This window comes from Zeimonas arvi (assembly GCF_008039575.1).
Taxonomy (GTDB): domain Bacteria; phylum Pseudomonadota; class Gammaproteobacteria; order Burkholderiales; family Burkholderiaceae_E; genus Zeimonas; species Zeimonas arvi.
Genome location: NZ_VDUY01000001.1, coordinates 928,204 through 947,384, shown reverse-complemented (window position 1 = coordinate 947,384; position 19,181 = coordinate 928,204). Strand labels below are relative to the sequence as shown.

Below are 19,181 nucleotides of genomic sequence, written 5' to 3'. Positions count from 1 at the left end.
CGTACCCAGATGCTTGCGAAGTGGCAGCACCACTACAACTGGCACCGCCCGCATCAGGGCATCGGCGGCGTGCCGCCGATCTCCAGACTCAACGCCGCGTCAGACAACAACGTCTTGACGCTTCACATCTAGTTGTGGTGGCCGAGGATGAAAAGATTGCTCAAGCATCGGAATCGCTTCCGGGTGTTTCCGTTCATCGCAGCTTGATCGCCTTCATCGACTCTGCCCCGATCCAAGCCGAACTTCTGGACTTGGATATCGTTAAGAATCTGCCGTCCATCAGGGATGTGATTGAGTCCTACGAGAATGAGGATGGCCAGATTGCCCATCATCTGCAGCACAAGGGTGGAGAAGCGCTCGTGTGGAAGGAGGTCCACTCCCGATCTATTCCGGACGATAGCCACGAAGCAACGATCACTGGCTACTGCGATCCTGCGGATATTGAGCTAGATTTCTCGGAGCTAAGCTACTACGGCTATGGTGAGTTTGGTCTTCCATTCACCTTTCTTGCCACGGTCTCGATCACCTACTACATTCTCAAGTCCGACTACTTCACGCTTGATGACAAGAATTTGCCAAGCGTCAGCGACCACAACGATCACTACTATGAAGCAGAAGAGGACCGGCAAGTGCGTGTTTCGGGGATTGTGAAGCTGTCTTTCGATCCGACCGCCCTGAAATCGATTTCCGAAGAGAACATTGGTGAGCACATCTCCATAGCCATTGATTCAATCGATGATGTGACTCTTGAAGATGACTATTGATTCTCCGGCAGTGAGGCCTAACCCCTTGCACAAGCTGACTCACTACGGCAGGCACTGTAAGCCCGTCCAGAGGTATTCCGCAGATTGTCTCAGTCCGGGCTTGCAGTACCTGCCTCCGCGGGCAGCTTAGCTCGAACGTTAGGTGCTCAGGGGCGGCTTCGTGGACGGCTACCTACAGACAACGATTGGCATCGTCGTATCCGTGATCCTCTTCCTGATCGGATATCGGCAGACAATTGGCGCGCGGAGAGAGCGGGTCAGCTCAGCGAACCGCGCTGTCTATAAAGCGCTTCTTCGTAGACTCGTCCTCGAGGAGTACGCCCCCAAAATCGATGACATAAACAGACTAATTGAAGGAAAGGCGCATGAGTTCAAGGTTTCTCCAGGTGATCTGCATCCGGACGAGCAGGTATTGAATAAAGTATTTGCAGAGATATTTGATAATGACTTCATCGCGCCAGAGAAACGATCAGAAATCGAATCTAGGGTTGGTAGCGCTTTTGACGAGTTGACGAAGGGAAAACAGAAGATTGACGAGGCGCGCCTCGCCTCGCCTGATCACGAGAAGCGAAAGGCCGTGCTCGTTGGCATTTTGGGTTTGCTTGCATCTTTGATGGGTGCGCTCGTTTCCCTATTTTTGACCATTGGCAAGGAGCTTTCGACGGGAACTGACATTTCTGCATTTCGATCATTCTTGCCGATCTTTGCGGTCTTCTTCGCGAGCTTGGTCTCGGTGATCGCAATATCTTTCGTCAAGAAGATTCGGGAGGCACCCGAGGATGCTCCAACTCGGGTTGCGGCTGCTGCAGAAGGGGCGCTACTTGAACACGAAGTAATGGAGACACTTGGAAAACAAGGGATCTCATTCCAGATTGAGCCAAAAATTGGGATGCTTAGGCCAGACTTTGTGATTGAAGTCGGCGGAAAGCGAATTGCGATAGAGACAAAGTCATGGCGCTCACCTCCGCCCATTTCGATGATTTCGCGTGTGGCAAGGTACCTACAAGAGCTATTGCGGACGGGCGCGGTTGACAGTGCAGCTGTCATCACACGGGGGCGGATGCCAAATCTTGAGAGACTGTTGGGCGCCGAGAACATACAGTTCGTGCCGTTCAAAGAGTTCCCCGAATGGCTCAAGTCACGGCGACAGAGCACCTAACAGTTCATTCAAACCGACGCAGCTTCGCGACGCGGCTTAATTACAGGCGTTAGGTGCATAGAGGCAAGGACCAATGGGCAAGAATAGATCCGCGCGCAGAAAACAGCGATACGATCCTGCGGAGACGCTCAAGCCTACGATGTTGGATCCATCGCTAGAAGGCATAGCTCGAGACCTCTACGAGAAGGCTTGTTGTGGAACGAGGCAACTGTGGCCTGATCTCGATTCGGAATCCACATTCAGAAACGATGTGGCGTTGCAGAAAAGATTTATGTCAGCTGCTCACGAAGGCATGAGGTCGGCTCAGGACTTCCTCATTGAGCAAGTGCAGTCCAGCGCACGACTCTCTGTGTCAGAAGAACTTCTCTATCGGGGGATAGCAGATTCGATCGCTTGGCAGTTCCTAGGAGGTCAGTTATGTCACGCACGTCGTCTCTTTAAGGAACGGCGTCAACCAGACCTCAGGCAATGCAATTTTTCGTCTGTCGTGGCCGCAGCCAATTCGATCATGCAGAGCGACGCCGATGCGATGCCGCTCATTTCAGACTTGACTAGCTTCGTTCAAATTGGAGACATCATCTCGATGGTTCCGGGAAAGGGGCTAACAATTATTGAGGTAAAGGAAGGTGCGGTAAACAATAGAATTCTCGACTTCCTGGGATTTTACCGTCAAAGCGGGTGTGACAGAGCGCTTGAATATTTCCTGGCGAGTGAGGGGCCACATGTGGCGAAGCAGATGGGCAGAATGCTTCGCCAAGAAGAGCGCATGAGCCATGTACTGGAAGTGATGAAAACCGGCACCGGCACGGACCCGGACACCTCCCAGAAGATCAAGATTCCGGAGGAATTCATTCCGGTCCAAGACTGGGACGCCGAGCTAAATCAATTGATTGAAAAGTCTGAGGAGAGAGGTTGGGCTCTAGACGTTGTGGAAGGCTGCCTCTTCGTTGCCTGCTACTCAAAGGGTGCAATGCTTCACGCGAGTAATCTTGCCTTTAACGCTTGGTTCGATGAATGTGGAGGAGATGAATTTAGCCCTCGTGCCCGACTATTGGACAGCATGCAAGCGCCGTTGGCGCTTCCAATATTCTCACGTCAACTACCGGAGGAGGCCAAATTTGATCTCCTATTCGGTCGCAAGCAGATATGCATGGGAATCAACGTGGATGCTTTAATCAAGCGCTGTGAGGCCGCTGGCCTTCACGTCAGGTTTGGATCGAATAAGGAGACGACGGAGATCGAACGGGCTGGCGTAAAGCCTCATCGCCACAAGGGTAGGTCGATATTCATAGGGAATAATGACAACGAAATGGCCCTCTTGGGCGGAATATTCATGCGCGCCCTGTTCCATGGGCAAAAGCCAATTTCTATCATTAAAACAATTCTTTCTATCTGAAGGGCGCACCTGGCAATGCGTCGCAGCGGACGCTTGAGGCGCCACCCAATTTCGCTGCCGCAAATATGGGCGGCGCCTCAAACGCCGTTGAACTCAGGCGTTAGCCAAAAGCGAAGTTGACATCCTCGCTAGGCGATTCCTATGCGACCCACAAGAACGGCCAGCGAACAGAAGGCGATCGATGTCCTAAGGGAAAGTCTAGCTCAAAAGTACGCCTTCATAGTTGAAGAAGACGGCATCACTGATCGTCCCGATGCGTTATTCGTTGTGGACGGGAAGCGTGTAGCCGTTGAATGTCGCATCTTTACGCCTGAAAGGCTAATGAAGTTGCACGGTTTCAGGTTCGCGCCAGAGGGTCTCTATCAGATTTTTATGCCCTTAGAACCTCATGTATGGGTTCGTGGCGCTGTTAATGAAAAGTCGCTCAAGGTCAACGCATACAAGAAGCGATGTGACGCCGAGGAAGCCTGGTTGGTGCTGCATGTTGGCTCGGCAGCGTTCAGTCATAGAGTTAACAAGCTCGAGCCAACATGGGAGCTTATAGGATCTGTTTGCGGCGTGTGTAGGGCAGCCAATACATTCGATCGAGTCTACGTTATCGATGAATTCGACCGAAAAGCGATCTGCTTGTATCGCCGAGATCGCGGCTACTGCGTGAGTGATCCTGGTGGTCTGGATTACCCCGGAGAAAGATTGCCAATCTCGATTACCTTCTTCGGCAGGGTCAGGGTTGCGCAGCTTGCGTCGGGTGGAAAGGGCGTCTCCGTGAATTTGAATAACCCTATTGAACGCGTATTTTTGCAGCCCCTGGATAAGGAGTACGTCGCCGACTACTCGTCCGTTCATCAACTCGATTTTTCCAACGTTTGGCATGGGCGTGCCTATCCGACGATGTACGCTCATCGGAAACCACGAGAAAGCTGTTTGTAGGCAGTTACCCGACACCATTCCTTCTTGGACAACTAGAGCGAGAGCGGTCGGTGACAGGCACTAATTACGGAGTTGCGTCCGTCCCAGCTCTTGTTGGCTGGCTAACCCTTCGCCCAAGCGGGCAGACGCCGGCAAGCCGGCGCCTGCCGCTCATGTCGAGCGTTAGCCGTTACCAGAACCCCCATGCATCATGCGGATCGCTGAAGCAACTGCAGCTGATTCACACGCCGTACTGAGCGTCGAACGCGCGGCCTTTGCGCGGGAAGACGAGGCGGCGCTGGTGGCGGACTTGCTCCAGGATCCCTCGGCTCAGCCCAGTCTCTCGTTGCTCGCCTCCTGCAGGACAAGCCAGTGGGGCACGTCTTGTTCACCAAAGCGGTTCTTGCCGGAGCTTCCCGCAAGGTTCCGGCTGCCATCCTGGCGCCTTTGGCTGTACTCCCCGAGTTCCAGCACCAAGGGGTGGGCCGCGCACTCATCGAGCACGGCGCCAGCCTGCTCGCAGCATCCGGTGTGCAGTTGCTCTTTGTGCTCGGCCATCCTGGCTACTACACGCGCTGCGGCTTCGTTCCGGCATTTCCCTTCGGCCTTCGTGCCCCCTATCCGATCGTGCCGGAGGAGGCGTGGATGGTTCGCCCACTGGTTCCGGACGTTCTGGGCACGGTCACGGGCGTCATCGCTTGCCCCGAGAGCATGGCCAAGCCAGAGTACTGGCGTGAGTAGGCATCTTTGACAACATAACCCCATAACTCTCGTTGGTCGGTCCGCGCAACGTAAGCCGCATTCCGAGATGACGAGCGTCAGGAGTTCATGGTGACCGGAGACTTGCCGTCGCTCGTCGTTTCTGTAATGACTCAGTGAAAACCTGCTCAGGTGTTCCGGTCGGCACCCATGACAAAGATCGCTCCCGCTCCGACAAGGCAACCACTGCTGGTGCGAATCACCGCGGCGCTGATGACCGTATCGGGGCTCGGTGCGCTGAGCTTCTTTTCTTCGTATGCACCGGGACGCTGGACGCGGTTCGGCTATGCGGGGCCGCTGTTCGGAGACGCCGCGCGAGACTTCGGCCTGGCCGTCTTCGTGATCGGCCTTCTGCCACTGGCTTTCTTCGCCAGGAGCGCCAGGCAGGCCGGCTGGTTCGCCGGATGCATCGTGGTCTTGTTCTGGGCGGCAATCTTCGCTTGGTTCGCGTCCGGATGAGCGCGCGTGCGAGGTGAGGTCGAAGCAACTCATCGAATCGACGGGCAGTCGGTGGAGTCATTCGAAAATGGACGCGCGGCAACCCTCATTCGATGCAGCGAAGTACAAGAACGCCCCGCGCGAGCAATGGAACAAGGACGGGGCGGCCTGGCGACGCTGGAATCCCGTTCCGGCTCGCTGGACGTCGAGCGAGTCGGGATGAAGATACGTGACTGGATCCGCCAAGCTGGCTAAACCGTCATTCGAGGCGACCGCCACCGGCAAGCCGACGGCAGCGCCTCAACTCAAAGGTCTGCCTTCAGATGCATCCTCTCTATGACGTCATCGGCAGCACTTACTCGCAATCCCGGCGTGCCGATCCCGCTATCGTGCAAGCTCTCGCCAGGGATATCCGGTTGACTGATGCCGGTGCGTACCTGGATCTGGCCTGCGGCACCGGCAACTACACAAGTGCGCTCAGTGCCCTGGGAGGCGCCTGGACCGCGGTAGATGTCTCCGAGCTCATGCTCGCTCAGGCTCGAAGCAGAGACGGCTCGATCACATGGATTCGGTCGAATGCCGACTCGCTTCCCTTTCCCAGCGGCAGCTTCGACGCAGCGATCTGCACGCTCGCCATTCATCACTTCGAGAGCCTGGAAGCCCCGTTCGAAGAAGTGCGTAGAACACTCCGTTCGGGCTCGTTCGTCATTTTTACGGGTCTGGCCGAGCAGATGCGCCACTACTGGCTCTGCCACTACTTCCCCCAGATGATGAAGCGCTCGATCGCGAGGATGCCCTCGGAGGCGCGCATTCGTGCCGCTCTGAATCGCTCCGGATTCAAGCGCGTCGACGTCGCCCCGTTCTTCGTCACGAGCGAGCTTCAGGATCTGTTCCTGTACTCCGGGAAACATCGCCCCGAGTTGTACCTGGACGGCGCCATACGCGCGAACATCAGTTCCTTCGCGAATCTCGCGGCGGCAGAGGAACTCCAAGTCGGTCTTGCCCGCTTGGCCGCGGATCTGGAGAGTGGCGCCTTCGCCTCGATCAGGAACGCCTGCTCGACAGCGGAGGGGGACTATGTGTTCATCATCGCGCGTACCGACGGCTAATTCTTCGCTGGAGCCGGTTTCCCGATCTGGCTCTTTCGGCCAAGGATCCACGACCGACGATGCCGAGCCGTTCTCTTCGATTGCATCGGCGCCATTCAATGCGGATAGTGGTCCAGTCCGCCCGCATAGGGCGATTCGAGCGATCACTGGAGGCCGTCAATGACCGCCGTAGGGCACGCGCCAGAACTAGAGCGGCGCAGATGCACCGCCCCGCCTGTCCGACAATCCGTAGTCCCGGACGACGTGCGCGACGCGGAGCCGGTCGTCGGCGAAGATCGATCGCCTGCCCTCCACCTGTTCGAGATGGGGCCTGAGTTCCGCTGCCGTGTCGAGATAGTCCTGCCGGCGGTCGGCATGGGGCATCACTTCGAAGATCACCGCGATCATTGGTTCTGTTCTCCTTCCTCCGGCGCGATACCGAAGGTGCCGTCCACCACTTCCACGAAAGTGCGCGCTTCCTTTAGGATCAACTTTCGATCCTGGGCCATGGCGAAGTTCGCGCGTCCTTCCTCGTCTGTCTTCAAGCGCGCGCGGTAGGCTTCGTACGCGGCAAGGCTCTCGAAGGCGATCAGGCCCCAGGCGACGTCGTTCGTCCCCTCGTGGGGCAGGAAGTAGCCGACGAGATGGCCGCCGCAACGCGGAATGATTCGGCCCCAGGTCTCGGCGTAGCGTTTGAAGGCCTCTCGCTGGAACGGGTCGATCTCGTAGCGGATCACGCAGGTGATGGTCATGGTGGTGTCTCTGATGAACGGGCTGTGCTCACAGTAGCGGCCGTCCCTTCAACTTGATTCGATCGAGGTCGAACCATGGCTCGAGGACCGAACATCGCGCGGGTCGCGTCGCTCATTGGCGATAACGCCAGGGCCGAGGTGCTTTCGGCCCTCATGGCGGGCTGTTCCTGGACCGCGACGGAGCTTGCGGACACGGCGGGCGTCACCCGGCAGACCATCAGCTCCCATCTCGGGAAGCTGCTGGATGCGGGCCTGGTGGAGGTCGACCAGCAGGGCCGTCACCGGTACTTCCGGCTCGCGGGCGGCGAGGTGGCCGAGCTCCTCGAGTCCCTGATGGGCCTCGCGGCCAGGTCGGCGCCATCGCGCCCGCGCTTCGGGCCCCGTGAGCCTGCGCTTCGCAAGGCTCGCGTCTGCTACGACCACCTGGCCGGCGAGCTCGGCGTATTGATCTACGAAGAGATGCTCGGGCACGGCCTTCTGGAACGTCTCGATGGCGCACCGAGGCTCACCGAGCAGGGGGGCGCCTGGGGCGCGCGCATCGGAATCGACCTTCGCCACGCGGCGGGGCGAAAGCGGTCGTTCTGCCGCGCGTGCCTAGACTGGAGCGAGCGTCGCCACCACTTGGCGGGATGGCTCGGGGCAGCGCTGCTGAAGCACATCCTGGACATGGGTTGGGCACAGCGCGAGCAGGCGTCCCGCGCGATCACATTCTCGACGGATGGCGAGCAGTCTCTTCGCGCCTTGTTCCAGGTGAGCGGCGCGAGAGACCCGGCTGCGGCGGAACTACAGGCAGCGGCGTGGCAACAAGAAAGATGGACATGAGGAACGAAGAATCGGCCCTGCTCCTGATCGACATGCAGCAAGGCATGCGCGGCCCGGCCGTCCATGTTCGCCACGGCAGATCGCCATGAGGCCGGGCATCTCCGTGATCACGCTCGGCGTCGACGATCTCGAGCGCGCGGTACGCTTCTACGCCGAGGGCCTGGGCTTTCCGACCGAGGGCATCGTGGGCCGGGAGTTCGAGTTCGGCGCGGTCGCCTTCTTCGACATGCAGCCGGGCCTCAGGCTGGCGCTGTGGCCGCGCAAGAGCCTGGCGCACGACTCGGGGCTGCCGGTGACGCCGCCGAGCCCGACCGGGCTCTCGCTGGGGCACAACCTGGCCTCGAAGGAGGAGGTCGATGCGGTCATGGCGCGGGCGCAGGCGGCCGGCGCCCGGATCGTGAAGGCGGCCGGGGACACTTTCTGGGGCGGCTATGCGGGATACTTCCAGGATCCGGACGGGCATCTGTGGGAAGTCGTCTGGAATCCGCAATTCCAGCCTTGAGCGCGCCTGATGAATGACCCGGCTTTCGTCGAGGAACCGAAAGCATGGATTCGTTTCAGCGCTCGCGACGCCGTGCGGACGGGGGACGGCCCGTATGCGGGGTTTTCGGGGAAGCCATCGCCGCGAAGGCCGGTAGAGCGGTGTTGACGTGACCGCGCAATCGATCAAGGCCGGGCTCGCATACTTCGCGCTGGTGTTCGGCGCCGGCTTCGCCCTCGGGGCGCTGCGTGTCTCCCTCCTGGTGCCGCGTCTTGGGGAGCGCATCGCGGAACTGAGCGAGATGCCCTTGATGCTTGCCGTCGTCGTGATGGCGGCGAGATTCGTCGTCAGGCGATTCGCCGTCCCGCTTGCCTTGCCCGCGCGGCTCGGAACGGGGCTTCTTGCCCTGGCCCTGTTGCTCGTTGCCGAAGTGCTGCTCGCGGTGGCCTTGCAGGAACGATCACTGGCGGAGTATGTCGCCAGTCGCGACCCCGTCTCCGGAAGCGTGTACCTGGCGATGCTGGTGCTGTTCGCACTCATGCCTGCCTTAGTCGGGCAATTTGATGGCGATCGGGACGATCGGGCGTGAGCCGGTCGTGGCCGGCCGGCGTTGCCGGATACCATGTGCGCTCGAGATTCATTCATCCACCACGAGCAAGGGAGACGAGACGTGCTGAGTCATGTGATGGTCGGAACCAACGACATCGAGAAATCCAAACGCTTCTACGACGCCGTCCTGGGCGTCCTCGGCGCGGAAGAGGCGGTGCGCAACATCGCTGCCACCGGCCATGCCAGGCTGTTCTACCGACACGATGGCAGCACGTTCTGTGTCTCCGAGCCGATCGACGGCGGTCCCGCCGTCCATGCGAACGGCGGAACGATCGGATTCAAGTGCAGTTCGCCTGAGCAGGTGCAGCAGTTCCACGACGTCGCGGTCGCGCATGGCGGTGCCTCGATCGAGAACCCGCCGGGACTGCGCGAAGGCGCCTCCGGATCGCTGTACCTCGGCTACGTTCGCGATCCCGACGGCAACAAGCTCTGCGCGCTTTACCGGCCGAAGTAGACCGGATCGGCGGCGGCGGCGGGGGGCGTCCTCGCCGCGGCCTTCCCGAAAGGGCGCTTCCGGCCTACGATCGACGATCCGCGCAGTGCGGTTCCGACACGGAGGTGCCCGATCATGCAGACAGCCGCTCCCGAGGTGACCGCCGAGGTCCTGCAGGCCTTCGCCGACGCGTGGAATCGCCACGACGTCGACGCGCTGATGTCCTTCATGGCCGAGGACTGCGTCTTCGAGGCCTCGGCCGGCCCCGGGGTCTGCGGAACCCGATATGCGGGCAGGGACGCCGTGCGCGCCGGCTTCGCCGAGGTCTGGGCCACGTTTCCCGACGCCCACTGGGCGAACGCGCGCCATTTCGTTCACGGCGACCGGGGCGTGTCGGAGTGGACCTTCACCGGGACCCGCGCGGACGGTACCCGCGTCGAGGTCCATGGCTGCGACCTGTTCACGCTTCGCGACGGCAAGATCGTCCTGAAGAACTCCTACCGCAAGAATCGTCCACCCATCCCCTCTGCCTGAGCCGGGAGAGCACCATGGCGCCCGATCCCGCGACACCCGTCGGCGACGACGAACAATCCCGGACGGTCATGAGTCGCGTGCTCGGCGCGATGTCCGTCTTCACCATGCTGATGACGGTTCCCCAGGTCCTGACCATCTGGGTGGGCCATCAGGCCGCCGGCGTTTCCATCGTGTCCTGGAGCGCCTACCTGCTCTCGGCCCTGCTCTGGTTCTGGTACGGGCTCCAGAAGGGCGACAAGAACATCTACCTGCCGTGCGTCGGTTGGGTGGGCCTGGACGCGGCGGTGATCGTCGGGGCGATCGTCTATGCCTAGCGCCGCGCAGATTCCGGCCTGACGGCGCGTCGCGGCAACATCTCTTCACGCGAGGCGCCATGCAGGCACAGAGTCCATTCCTGTGGCACGAGCTGGTCACTGCCGACCAGGCGGTCAGCGGCGCCTTCTTCAGCGGGCTGTTCGGTTGGACCCGCCGGGAGGTCGATGCGGGGCCCTACGGCACCTACACCCTCTTCCAGGCGAAGGGCCAGGACGTCGCGGGGATGATGAACCCGACCCCCGACAGCCCGGGCAAGGGCGCGTACTGGCATTTCTACATCGCGGTGGCGGACGCCGACGACAGCGCCAGGCGCGCTGTTTCCCTTGGCGGAAGCGTCGTGGTCGCGCCGCACGACGTGCCCGGCGTCAGCCGGATCTGCGCCGTGGCGGACCCCGCCGGCGCGGTCGCGCACCTGATGCAGCCGCTCGCGCGATGACGCCCGACGCGACCGAGCAAGGGGCGGGCAAGCCCTTCCATGCCCGAAGAACGTACCGGCTGATCACCGCAGCGCTCGGGCTGCTCCTGTGCGGCGTGGGCGCTTGCGTGCTGATCCTGGCCGACACGGCGGGTGTCGTCCGGCTTGCCGGTGGCGCGGCGTTCGTGACGGTGGGTGGCAACATGGTCTGGTCCGCTGTCACCGCCAAGGAGTCGTGGTTGTCGCGGCTCGGGCCCTTGCCCTGAGCTTCGAGCAGCTCGGCACCCAGGCAGGGTCGATGGCCAGGCGCGCGGGCCGCGGCCGGATTTCCAGGGGAGGCCCGAGGCTGAACCCGCAGGGGGCGCCGAGGCCTCGTGTTCGCCGGCCATCATCGGAGCGACAAGCGATGGACACGACGCATGTTTCGGACACGTGGGAACGCGGCAGCCCGTACGAGCAGTACATCGGCCGCTGGAGCCGAAGGATCGCCCCGCTGTTCCTGCAGTGGCTGGACCCGCCCGCGGGCAAGCGGTGGCTGGACGTAGGCTGCGGCACCGGTGCGCTGTCCGCGGCCATCCTCGATCGCTGTGCCCCGGGCAGTCTGGTGGGCGTCGAGCCTTCGGACGGATTTCGCGAGCTGGCCGTTCGCAAGCTCGCCCACAGGGCGCGCTTCCTCGCCGGAGATGCGGCTGCGCTGCCGCTCGATGACGGCGCGTGCGACGTCGTCGTCTCGGGGCTCGTGCTGAACTTCGTTCCGGCCTTGCCGGCGGCCCTCTCGGAGATGAAGCGGGTCACGGCTCCCGGCGGCGAGGTCGCGGCCTATGTCTGGGACTACGCCGAGGGCATGGAGGTCATCCGGCGCTTCTGGGACGTCGCCGCGTCGCTCGATCACGAGGCCGCGCGGCTCCACGAAGGGATTCGCTTCCCGGTGTGCAGGCCCACCGCGCTGGAAGCCGCCTTCGTGGAAGCAGGCTTCTCCGGGGTCGAGACGTCGTCGCTCGACGCGAAGGCGGAATTCGCCGACTTCGAGGACTACTGGCGTCCGTTTCTCGGAGGGCAGGGGCCCGCGCCAGCCTATGTCGCGTCGCTTCCGGAGGACCGGCGCGCGACGCTGCGGACCGCGCTGGAGTCGGCACTGCGACCTGCATCGGGCGGTGCGATCTCGCTCAGGCTGAGGGCCTGGGCCGTTCGCGGCGCTCGCCGCTCCGCCCTTTCGGCGGCGCCGGCCGGCTCCCCGGGTCCAGGTGCATCGCCGCCTTGATCAGCAGGTGCGCCGACACCGGCGCGGTCAGGAACAGGAACAGCGTGATCAGGAACTCGTGAACGCTGAGGGTCTGCTGGCCGATGCTGAACCAGATCGACGACGCGATCAGCACGCAGCCCACGCCCAGCGTGGTGGCCTTGGTCGGGCCGTGCAGCCGCTTGTAGAAGTCGGACAGCTTGGCCAGGCCCCAGGAGCCGACCAGCGCGAAGAAGGCGCCGACGACGACCAGCGCGGTCAGCAGCAGGTCGAGCCACAGCGGAAGGTCTTGCAGGCTCATGCGTTCACTCCGCGATGTCGCCGCGCGACAGGAACCTAGACAGCACCACGGTGCCGATGAAGCCCAGCATGCTCATCACCAGCGCCACCTCGAAGTACAGGTTGGTGCCGTACTGCAGGCCCGCCAGCACCAGCAGCGCCAGCGCGTTGATGTAGAGCGTGTCCAGCGCGAGGATGCGGTCGGGCAGGTCGGGGCCGCGCAGCAGCCGCCAGGCCGACAGCAGGATCGCCAGCGCGAAGGCGCCGATCGCGAAGGGCAGGACCTGGGCGATGATCATTCGAAGATCTCCCGCAGCGGCGTTTCGTAGCGTTCCTTGATCGACGCGACCAGCGCCTGCTCGTCGTCGACGTTGAACGCGTGCACCAGCAGGTGGCGCCGGTCCTCGGTCAGGTCGGAGGACAGCGTGCCGGGGGTCATGGTGATGATGCCGGCCAGCGCGGCGATGCCGTGCGGGTCGCGGATGTCCAGCGGCACCCACACGAAGCGCGGCGTGATCTTCGACTCCGGGCCCAGGATGCGCCGGGCCACCTCGATGTTGGACATCACGATGTCGTAGAGCACCAGCAGACCGAGCCTGGCGATGACCAGCGGGCGGCGGATGCGCGGCGGATCCACGCGAAAGCCGCCGAAGGCCAGCGGCAGGCCTGCCGCGAAGATCGCGGCCAGCACCAGGTTGCCGGCCGAGGCCGACTGGTTGAGCATCAGCCAGGCCACGAACAGCGTGGCGCTCAGCAGCGGGGCGGGCAGCAGTCGCTTCATGGCTTCTTCGCTCCCTTGATCTCGCCGCGCTCGCGCATCTCGCGGCGCACGTCGATCGCCGCCGGCACCGGTCGCGCGCCGAGCACCGCGTCGATGTAGGCCCGGCGCTCGAGCAGCTGCGCGGCCGCGGCGCTGGTGTACCCGTGCACCGGGCCGCCGAAGGCCGCGAGCAGCGGCAGCAGCGCAACCAGCAGGCCGGCGCCCAGCGCCTGCCCCGGGGCGAGGCCGGCCCGGGAATCGGGCTCGCCTTGCGCGGCGGGCCCCTGTGGACCGTGGCCGTGCGTGCCGTGGCCGTGCGCTTCCTCGCCGGACCGCGCCTGCCTGGACCCGTTGCGCCAGAACAGCAGGCTGCCGGTGCGCGACAGCGCCACGATCGTGCCCAGGCCGGCCGCGAGCACCACGATCCAGGTCCACACGGCCAGCGGGGTGGGGGTGGCGGCTTCCAGCAGCATCGCCTTGCCCAGGAAGCCGGCCAGCGGCGGCAGGCCGCCGGCGGCGACCGCGCAGGTGAAGAAGGCCGCGCCCAGCGCCGCGCGGTCGCCCAGGAAGTCGTCGGGTCTGAGGACGTCGCCGTGCACCGCGCGAGCCGCGGAGATCCGGTCGACCAGCAGGAACAGCGCGCCCGCCATCAGCGTGCTGTTGATCATGTAGAACAGGCCCGCGGACACCGAGGCCTCGTTGCCCAGGCCCAGCGCCAGCAACAGCGTGCCCGCCGAGCCGACCACCAGGTAGGCGACCAGGCCGCGCAGCCGGGTGGCCGCCAGCGTGCCCACCGCGCCCAGCGCGAGCGTGCCCAGGGCCAGCAAGGGCAGCCAGGGCCAGGCCACGTTCGCTGCCGCGCCGCCGTCGTCGCCGAACACCAGCGTGTAGATCCGGGCGATCGAGTACACGCCCACCTTGGTCATGATCGCGAACAGGGCCGCCACCGGCGCGGTGGCGGCGCCGTAGGTCTCGGGCAGCCAGAAGTAGAGCGGCAGCAGCGCGGCCTTCACCGAGAACACCACGAGCAGCAGCAGGCCGGCGGCGCGGATCATCGCGGTGTCGGTGCCAGGCAGCGCGGCCACGCGCTCGGCCAGGTCGGCCATGTTCAGCGTGCCGGTGAGGCCGTAGAGCAGCGCCACCGCGATCAGGAACAGCGAGGAGCCGGCCAGGTTGAAGGCCACGTAGTGGATCGAGGCCTTGAGCCGCACCGCGCCGCCGCCGTGCAGCAGCAGGCCGTACGAGGCGATCAGCAGCACCTCGAAGAACACGAACAGGTTGAACAGGTCGGCGGTCAGGAAGGCGCCGTTCAGCCCCATGAGCTGGAACTGGAAGAGGGCGTGGAAGTGCGGGCCGCGCGCCGCGTCGCCGGCCCGCGCGTACAGCACGCTGCCCAGCGCCACCAGCGCGGTGAGCACCAGCATCAGCGCGGACAGGCGGTCGAGCGCGAGCGCGATCCCGAAGGGCGCCTGCCAGTTGCCGAGCAGGTAGGCGTCGACGCCGCCGCCGGCGGCTCGCGCGGCGAGCATCAGCGCCACCGCGAGCTGCGCGAGCACTGCGAGCAGCGACAGCAGGGCGGCCGGGCCGCCGCCCGGCCGCGCGCCGCCCCGCTCCGCGCGACGCTCGAGCAGCAGCAGGAACGCGCCCGCCAGCAGCGGCAGGACGACCGGGACGATGATCAGGTGGGGCCAGTTCATGTGCGGTCGGAGCCCCCGCCGTCGACATGGTCCGACCCGGTCTCCAGGTGGGTGCGCAGCGCGATGACCAGCATCAGCGCGGTCATCGCGAAGCCGATCACGATCGCGGTCAGCACCAGGGCCTGCGGCAGGGGATCGGCATAGGTCTCGAGCGTGGGCGGCAGGTAGGGGTCCAGGATGGGCGGCGCGGCGACCTTGAGCCGGCCCATCGCGAAGATGAACAGGTTCACCGCGTAGGACAGCAGGGTGAGGCCCAGGATCAGGTCGAAGGTGCGGGCCCGCAGCATCAGCCAGAGGCCGGTGCCGGTGAGCGCGCCGATGCCCAGCGCAACGAGCAGGCTCATCCCTGGCTCCTTTCGTTTGCGGCGGCCGGTGCGGCCGGCGCGTTGAGTCGGGCGATCGAGGCCAGGCCCACCATCGTGGCGCCGACCACGGTGAGGAACACGCCCAGGTCGAAGGCGGCCGCGCTGGCCAGCGGCACCGCGCCCACCACCGGCCACAGGGGATAGTCGTAGGTGCTGGTCAGGAAGGGCGCGTCGAAGAGCCAGGCGCCCACGCCGGTGCCGCCGGCGATCAGCAGGCCCCAGCCGATCCAGGGCCGGAAGTCGGTGCGCATGCGCTCGCTCACGAAGCCCTGGCCGTTGGCCACGTACTGCAGGATCAGCGCGATGGCCAGCACCAGGCCGGCGATGAAGCCGCCGCCGGGCAGGTTGTGGCCGCGCAGGAACAGGTAGGCCGACACCAGCGCGGCCAGCGGCAGCAGCAGGCGCGAGACGATCGCCAGCATCAGCGGGTGCGGGTCGGCGCCGGCTGCGCCGGCGTTGGGGCGACGCCGCGGCATGAAGCCGGCGAGGATCGCGTGGATCGCGATGCCGGCGATGCCCAGCACGGTGATTTCGCCCAGGGTGTCGAAGCCCCGGTAGTCGACCAGGATCACGTTGACCGCGTTCGAGCCGCCGCCTTCGGGCAGGGCGGTCTCCAGGAAGTAGGGCGAGATCGACGACACCGGGCGGTCGAGCACCGCATACACCAGCGCCGCCACGCCCAGGCCGGCGACCATGGCCAGCAGCGCGTCGCGGCCGGTTTCCCAGCGGCTGCGCTCGCGCGGGCTCTCCTCGGGCAGCCAGGCCAGCGCGAGCATCATCAGGATGATGGTCACCACCTCGACCAGGATCTGGGTCAGCGCCAGGTCGGGCGCCGAGAAGTGCACGAAGGCCAGGCTCACGATCAGCCCCACCGCGCCCAGGGGAATCAGCGCGAGCAGGCGGCGCCGGTAGGCGATGGTCGTGGCGAAGGCCGCCACCACGCCCACCGCCCAGATCGCAGCGACGGCGCCGTTGAAGGGCGGAACCGGCACTGCGCCGACGCCGGGGTCGCCCGCACCGAAGCCCTGCTCGACGAAGGGCAGGGCGCCGGCCGCGATCGCGCAGACCACCAGCAGCATCAGGTAGCGCTGCAGGCTGCCGTTCTGCAGCGCGAGCGTGAGGCCGCGGGCCGCTTCGTAGCTTCGTTCGATCACGAACAGGAAGGCCTCGCGGCCGCCGCGCGGCACGCGGATGAACTGGTGCAGGTCCATCTTGCGCTGCAGGCCGAAGTAGAGCGCCAGGCCGCCCGCCAGCGCGATCGCGCTCATCAGCAGCGGCAGGTTGAAGCCGTGCCAGACAGAGAGGCTGTACTCGGGCAGCGGGCCGCCCAGCGCCGCGCCGGCGGCCACCGCAAGCAGCGGCGCCACGGTGAGCGCAGGCGCGATGCCCACCGCCAGGCACAGCACCACCAGCAACTCGACCGGCACCCGCATGAAGCGCGGCGGCTCGTGCGGGGTCTTGGGCAGGTCCTTCGGCTCGCCGTTGAAGAACACGTCGTGCACGAAGCGCGTGCTGTAGGCCACGCTGAACAGCCCCGCCAGCGTCGCGCCGGCCGGCAGCAGCCAGCCGGTGATGCCGCTGCCCGAGCGCGCCAGGGTTTCCGCGAAGAACATCTCCTTGGACAGGAAGCCGTTGAGCAGCGGCACGCCGGCCATGGCCGAGGCCGCCACCATGCCCAGCACCGCGGTCTTCGGCATGTAGCGGAACAGGCCATTGAGCTTGCGCATGTCGCGCGTGCCGCTCTCGTGGTCGATGATGCCGGCCGCCATGAACAGCGAGGCCTTGAAGGTCGCGTGGTTCATGATGTGGAAGACGCCCGCCACCACCGCCAGCCGCGTGTCCAGGCCGAACAGCATCGTGATCAGGCCCAGGTGGCTGATCGTGGAATAGGCGAGCAGGCCCTTCAGGTCGTGCTTGAAGATCGCGAGCCAGGCGCCGGCGAGCAGCGTGGCCAGGCCGGTCAGCGTGACGATCCAGAACCAGGCGTCGCTGCCGCCCAGCGCCGGGTACATGCGCGCCAGCAGGAACACGCCGGCCTTCACCATGGTGGCCGAGTGCAGGTAGGCCGACACCGGGGTGGGCGCGGCCATCGCGTGGGGCAGCCAGAAGTGGAAGGGGAACTGCGCCGACTTGGTGAAGGCGCCGGCCAGCACCAGCAGCAGCGCCGGCAGGTACAGGGGGTGCGCGCGGATGACGTCGCCTGCGGCCAGCACGTCGTCGAGCTTGTAGCTGCCCACGATGTGACCGATCAGCAGCACGCCGGCCAGCAGTGCCAGGCCGCCGGCGCCGGTGATCGTGAGCGCCATCCGCGCGCCCTCGCGGGCGTCGATCCGGTGGTTCCAGTAGCCGATCAGCAGGAACGACGACAGGCTGGTCAGCTCCCAGAACACGACCAGCAGCAGCAGGTTGTCCGCGAGCACCACGCCGAGCATGGCTCCCATGAACAGCATCAGGAACATGAAGAAGCGCGCGGGCGGATCCTCGTCGTGCAGGTACCAGGCCGAGTACAGCACCACCAGCGCGCCGATGCCCAGGATCAGCAGCGAGAACATCCAGGCCAGGCCGTCGAGCCTGAAGCCGAAGTCCATGCCCAGCCCCGGCATCCAGGGCACGCTCCAGGCCGGCACCCGTCCGCCGAAGACCGCGGGGGCGAGGCTCGCCAGCAGCGCGCAGCCGGCGAGCGCGGTCAGGCCGGCGATCCAGGCAGCGGCCGGCTTAGAGCGATTGGGCACCGCGGCGAGCAGCACGGCCGCCGCGAAGGGCAGCAGTGCGAGGATGGGCAACGAGGTCATCGACGCGGGCTCCGCGTGGCGCCCGGCCGGACGGCCAGCGCCACGAACGTGACGATCGTGAGCGGGATCACGAAGGACAGCATGACGTTCGAGAACCCTGCCAGCGCGTCGTGCTGCTGCGCCGCAAGGATCAGGTAGGCGGCGTACGCCAGGTAGTAGCCAAGGAAGATGACGCCTTCCCAGCGGGCGATCTCGCGGCCGGTGATCAGCACGGGCAGGCAGGCCAGCGCCGCGGCCAGCATCACCCAGATGTCGAAGTTCAGCACCGAAGGCGCGATTGCGAGCGGTGCGGGCGCCACCAGCGAGGCCAGCCCGAGGCAGGCCAGGATGTTCAGGATGTTGCTGCCCACCACGTTGCCCACCGCCATGTCGCGCTCGCCGCGCAGCGCGGCGGTGATCGAGGCGGCGACCTCGGGCAGCGAGGTGCCAGCCGCCACGATCGTGAGGCCGATCACCAGCTCGCTCACGCCCATCGCCCGCGCGAACGCCACCGCGGCGTCGACCAGCATCCGCGCGCCGAAGACGAGCGCGATCAGGCCGCCGACGACCAGCGCGATCTGGAGCGCCAGCCCGCCGCCCCGGCGCGGGGGTTTCGGTGCCGCCTGCGCGGGCCCGGACGCCCCGGCTTCGGCTGCCGCGCTGCCGCCGCCTGCCGTCGCCGCGCCCTCGCGCCGCGATTGCACGATCAGGAAGCCCAGGTAGCCCAGCGTGAGCAGGGCGAGCAGCGCGCCGTCCAGCTTGTCGAGCGAGCGATCGAGGATCAGCACCAGCAGCAGCAGCGAAGTGCCGAGCATCACCGGCACCTCCTGGCGGATCAGCTGCCGGGCCACTGCCAGCGGCACGATCAGCGCCGACACGCCCAGGATGAACAGCACGTTGAAGATGTTGCTGCCGACCACGTTGCCGACCGCCACGTCGGACTGGCCCTTCAGCGCCGCGCCCACGGAGATCGCGATCTCGGGCGCGCTGGTGCCGAAGGCGACGACGGTCAGCCCGATGACGAGCGGCGACATGCCGATCGCAGCGGCGAGCTTCGAGGCGCCGCGCACCAGCAGTTCGGCGCCCGCCACCAGCAGCACCAGTCCGGCAATGAACAGGAAGATGGTCATGATCAACCTTTTTTTTCGAGCACTCAGCGCGAACCTTACTTCACCGCGTTCCGGAATCGGGATGA

Annotated in this window: 25 protein-coding genes and 1 pseudogene; 17 read left to right on the top strand and 9 right to left on the bottom strand. The window is 65.0% G+C overall.

Annotated elements, in window-relative coordinates; all coding sequences use genetic code 11:
* The 8 genes and pseudogenes from FHP08_RS04435 to FHP08_RS04395 all read left to right on the top strand — a co-directional run.
* Window positions 1–132: integrase core domain-containing protein (locus FHP08_RS04435; protein WP_147703064.1), on the top strand; the 132-nt coding region annotated here is incomplete at its 5' end.
* A gap of 5 nt (window positions 133–137) precedes the next feature.
* Window positions 138–764: a hypothetical protein gene (locus FHP08_RS04430; protein ID WP_147703063.1), complete on the top strand. Its 627-nt coding sequence runs from the start codon at window positions 138–140 to the stop codon at window positions 762–764.
* A gap of 142 nt (window positions 765–906) precedes the next feature.
* Window positions 907–1,923: a competence protein CoiA family protein gene (locus FHP08_RS04425; protein ID WP_147703062.1), complete on the top strand. Its 1,017-nt coding sequence runs from the start codon at window positions 907–909 to the stop codon at window positions 1,921–1,923.
* Window positions 1,924–2,431: 508 nt separating this feature from the next.
* A complete protein-coding gene (locus FHP08_RS04420; RefSeq protein WP_147703061.1) occupies window positions 2,432–3,319 on the top strand; it encodes a hypothetical protein in 888 nt (295 codons plus the stop codon).
* A gap of 141 nt (window positions 3,320–3,460) precedes the next feature.
* Window positions 3,461–4,249 carry a hypothetical protein gene (locus tag FHP08_RS04415; RefSeq protein ID WP_147703060.1) on the top strand — a complete coding sequence of 263 codons (789 nt, stop codon included), beginning with the start codon at window positions 3,461–3,463 and terminating at the stop codon, window positions 4,247–4,249.
* Window positions 4,250–4,582: 333 nt separating this feature from the next.
* A pseudogene (locus tag FHP08_RS04410) lies at window positions 4,583–4,969 on the top strand (GNAT family N-acetyltransferase); the annotation flags it as partial.
* Window positions 4,970–5,179: 210 nt separating this feature from the next.
* A complete protein-coding gene (locus FHP08_RS04405; protein ID WP_147703059.1) occupies window positions 5,180–5,446 on the top strand; it encodes a hypothetical protein in 267 nt (88 codons plus the stop codon).
* Window positions 5,447–5,748: 302 nt separating this feature from the next.
* Window positions 5,749–6,534 carry a class I SAM-dependent methyltransferase gene (locus FHP08_RS04395; RefSeq protein WP_147703058.1) on the top strand — a complete coding sequence of 262 codons (786 nt, stop codon included), beginning with the start codon at window positions 5,749–5,751 and terminating at the stop codon, window positions 6,532–6,534.
* A 186-nt stretch (window positions 6,535–6,720) separates the two neighbouring features.
* Here FHP08_RS04395 and FHP08_RS04390 read toward each other — a convergent pair whose 3' ends face one another.
* Together FHP08_RS04390 and FHP08_RS04385 are read right to left on the bottom strand one after the other, a co-directional pair.
* Window positions 6,721–6,921, bottom strand: a complete 201-nt coding sequence (locus FHP08_RS04390) for an antibiotic biosynthesis monooxygenase family protein (RefSeq protein WP_147703057.1) — start codon at window positions 6,919–6,921, stop codon at window positions 6,721–6,723.
* The gene (locus tag FHP08_RS04385) at window positions 6,918–7,265 is read right to left on the bottom strand and encodes an NIPSNAP family protein (protein WP_147703056.1); all 348 of its coding nucleotides are present in this window, start codon (window positions 7,263–7,265) and stop codon (window positions 6,918–6,920) included. The genes FHP08_RS04390 and FHP08_RS04385 overlap by 4 nt, the downstream gene beginning before the upstream one ends.
* A gap of 75 nt (window positions 7,266–7,340) precedes the next feature.
* Between FHP08_RS04385 and FHP08_RS04380 the strand changes: the two genes are divergently transcribed.
* From FHP08_RS04380 to FHP08_RS04335, 9 genes are all read left to right on the top strand, one after another.
* A complete protein-coding gene (locus FHP08_RS04380; RefSeq protein ID WP_147703055.1) occupies window positions 7,341–8,087 on the top strand; it encodes an ArsR/SmtB family transcription factor in 747 nt (248 codons plus the stop codon).
* A gap of 85 nt (window positions 8,088–8,172) precedes the next feature.
* Window positions 8,173–8,589, top strand: coding sequence for a VOC family protein (locus FHP08_RS04375; protein ID WP_147703054.1), 417 nt, complete (start codon window positions 8,173–8,175; stop codon window positions 8,587–8,589).
* A 148-nt stretch (window positions 8,590–8,737) separates the two neighbouring features.
* Window positions 8,738–9,157 (top strand): hypothetical protein, encoded by a 420-nt coding sequence (locus tag FHP08_RS04365; RefSeq protein WP_147703053.1) that lies wholly within the window; start codon window positions 8,738–8,740, stop codon window positions 9,155–9,157.
* 81 nt (window positions 9,158–9,238) lie between these two features.
* A complete protein-coding gene (locus tag FHP08_RS04360) occupies window positions 9,239–9,631 on the top strand; it encodes a VOC family protein (protein ID WP_147703052.1) in 393 nt (130 codons plus the stop codon).
* 114 nt (window positions 9,632–9,745) lie between these two features.
* Window positions 9,746–10,144 carry a nuclear transport factor 2 family protein gene (locus tag FHP08_RS04355; protein ID WP_147703051.1) on the top strand — a complete coding sequence of 133 codons (399 nt, stop codon included), beginning with the start codon at window positions 9,746–9,748 and terminating at the stop codon, window positions 10,142–10,144.
* A gap of 68 nt (window positions 10,145–10,212) precedes the next feature.
* Window positions 10,213–10,458 (top strand): PQ-loop repeat-containing protein, encoded by a 246-nt coding sequence (locus tag FHP08_RS04350; RefSeq protein WP_147703050.1) that lies wholly within the window; start codon window positions 10,213–10,215, stop codon window positions 10,456–10,458.
* 59 nt (window positions 10,459–10,517) lie between these two features.
* Entirely contained in the window at window positions 10,518–10,895 is a 378-nt protein-coding gene (locus FHP08_RS04345) for a VOC family protein (protein ID WP_147703049.1), read from the top strand.
* Window positions 10,892–11,140 (top strand): hypothetical protein, encoded by a 249-nt coding sequence (locus FHP08_RS04340; RefSeq protein ID WP_147703048.1) that lies wholly within the window; start codon window positions 10,892–10,894, stop codon window positions 11,138–11,140. The genes FHP08_RS04345 and FHP08_RS04340 overlap by 4 nt, the downstream gene beginning before the upstream one ends.
* 140 nt (window positions 11,141–11,280) lie before the next feature.
* Entirely contained in the window at window positions 11,281–12,135 is an 855-nt protein-coding gene (locus FHP08_RS04335; protein ID WP_147703047.1) for a class I SAM-dependent methyltransferase, read from the top strand.
* Here the strand turns inward: FHP08_RS04335 and FHP08_RS04330 are convergent.
* From FHP08_RS04330 to FHP08_RS04300, 7 genes are read right to left on the bottom strand one after another with little or no spacing between them, the layout of a single operon-like run.
* The gene (locus tag FHP08_RS04330; protein ID WP_147703046.1) at window positions 12,041–12,415 is read right to left on the bottom strand and encodes a Na+/H+ antiporter subunit G; all 375 of its coding nucleotides are present in this window, start codon (window positions 12,413–12,415) and stop codon (window positions 12,041–12,043) included. The genes FHP08_RS04335 and FHP08_RS04330 overlap by 95 nt on opposite strands.
* A gap of 4 nt (window positions 12,416–12,419) precedes the next feature.
* The gene (locus FHP08_RS04325) at window positions 12,420–12,692 is read right to left on the bottom strand and encodes a K+/H+ antiporter subunit F (RefSeq protein ID WP_187272159.1); all 273 of its coding nucleotides are present in this window, start codon (window positions 12,690–12,692) and stop codon (window positions 12,420–12,422) included.
* Window positions 12,689–13,174 carry a Na+/H+ antiporter subunit E gene (locus FHP08_RS04320; protein WP_147703045.1) on the bottom strand — a complete coding sequence of 162 codons (486 nt, stop codon included), beginning with the start codon at window positions 13,172–13,174 and terminating at the stop codon, window positions 12,689–12,691. Before FHP08_RS04320 ends, FHP08_RS04325 begins: the two co-directional genes overlap by 4 nt.
* Entirely contained in the window at window positions 13,171–14,850 is a 1,680-nt protein-coding gene (locus FHP08_RS04315; RefSeq protein WP_147703044.1) for a monovalent cation/H+ antiporter subunit D, read from the bottom strand. Before FHP08_RS04315 ends, FHP08_RS04320 begins: the two co-directional genes overlap by 4 nt.
* Window positions 14,847–15,194 carry a Na+/H+ antiporter subunit C gene (locus FHP08_RS04310; protein WP_147703043.1) on the bottom strand — a complete coding sequence of 116 codons (348 nt, stop codon included), beginning with the start codon at window positions 15,192–15,194 and terminating at the stop codon, window positions 14,847–14,849. The genes FHP08_RS04315 and FHP08_RS04310 overlap by 4 nt, the downstream gene beginning before the upstream one ends.
* Window positions 15,191–18,007, bottom strand: coding sequence for a monovalent cation/H+ antiporter subunit A (locus FHP08_RS04305; protein WP_147703042.1), 2,817 nt, complete (start codon window positions 18,005–18,007; stop codon window positions 15,191–15,193). Before FHP08_RS04305 ends, FHP08_RS04310 begins: the two co-directional genes overlap by 4 nt.
* Window positions 18,004–19,116 carry a calcium/sodium antiporter gene (locus FHP08_RS04300; protein ID WP_147703041.1) on the bottom strand — a complete coding sequence of 371 codons (1,113 nt, stop codon included), beginning with the start codon at window positions 19,114–19,116 and terminating at the stop codon, window positions 18,004–18,006. Before FHP08_RS04300 ends, FHP08_RS04305 begins: the two co-directional genes overlap by 4 nt.
* Between the last annotated feature and the right edge of the window lie 65 nt (window positions 19,117–19,181).

Coding starts and splice junctions, on each gene's coding strand:
- FHP08_RS04420 (WP_147703061.1), top strand. CDS start 2,432: ATGCAGAGCGACGCCGATGCGATGCCGCTCATTTCAGACTTGACTAGC.
- FHP08_RS04415 (WP_147703060.1), top strand. CDS start 3,461: ATGCGACCCACAAGAACGGCCAGCGAACAGAAGGCGATCGATGTCCTA.
- FHP08_RS04395 (WP_147703058.1), top strand. CDS start 5,749: ATGCATCCTCTCTATGACGTCATCGGCAGCACTTACTCGCAATCCCGG.
- FHP08_RS04390 (WP_147703057.1), bottom strand. CDS start 6,921: ATGATCGCGGTGATCTTCGAAGTGATGCCCCATGCCGACCGCCGGCAG.
- FHP08_RS04385 (WP_147703056.1), bottom strand. CDS start 7,265: ATGACCATCACCTGCGTGATCCGCTACGAGATCGACCCGTTCCAGCGA.
- FHP08_RS04380 (WP_147703055.1), top strand. CDS start 7,341: ATGGCTCGAGGACCGAACATCGCGCGGGTCGCGTCGCTCATTGGCGAT.
- FHP08_RS04375 (WP_147703054.1), top strand. CDS start 8,173: ATGAGGCCGGGCATCTCCGTGATCACGCTCGGCGTCGACGATCTCGAG.
- FHP08_RS04355 (WP_147703051.1), top strand. CDS start 9,746: ATGCAGACAGCCGCTCCCGAGGTGACCGCCGAGGTCCTGCAGGCCTTC.
- FHP08_RS04350 (WP_147703050.1), top strand. CDS start 10,213: ATGAGTCGCGTGCTCGGCGCGATGTCCGTCTTCACCATGCTGATGACG.
- FHP08_RS04345 (WP_147703049.1), top strand. CDS start 10,518: ATGCAGGCACAGAGTCCATTCCTGTGGCACGAGCTGGTCACTGCCGAC.
- FHP08_RS04340 (WP_147703048.1), top strand. CDS start 10,892: ATGACGCCCGACGCGACCGAGCAAGGGGCGGGCAAGCCCTTCCATGCC.
- FHP08_RS04335 (WP_147703047.1), top strand. CDS start 11,281: ATGGACACGACGCATGTTTCGGACACGTGGGAACGCGGCAGCCCGTAC.
- FHP08_RS04330 (WP_147703046.1), bottom strand. CDS start 12,415: ATGAGCCTGCAAGACCTTCCGCTGTGGCTCGACCTGCTGCTGACCGCG.
- FHP08_RS04325 (WP_187272159.1), bottom strand. CDS start 12,692: ATGATCATCGCCCAGGTCCTGCCCTTCGCGATCGGCGCCTTCGCGCTG.
- FHP08_RS04320 (WP_147703045.1), bottom strand. CDS start 13,174: ATGAAGCGACTGCTGCCCGCCCCGCTGCTGAGCGCCACGCTGTTCGTG.
- FHP08_RS04315 (WP_147703044.1), bottom strand. CDS start 14,850: ATGAACTGGCCCCACCTGATCATCGTCCCGGTCGTCCTGCCGCTGCTG.
- FHP08_RS04310 (WP_147703043.1), bottom strand. CDS start 15,194: ATGAGCCTGCTCGTTGCGCTGGGCATCGGCGCGCTCACCGGCACCGGC.
- FHP08_RS04305 (WP_147703042.1), bottom strand. CDS start 18,007: ATGACCTCGTTGCCCATCCTCGCACTGCTGCCCTTCGCGGCGGCCGTG.
- FHP08_RS04300 (WP_147703041.1), bottom strand. CDS start 19,116: ATGACCATCTTCCTGTTCATTGCCGGACTGGTGCTGCTGGTGGCGGGC.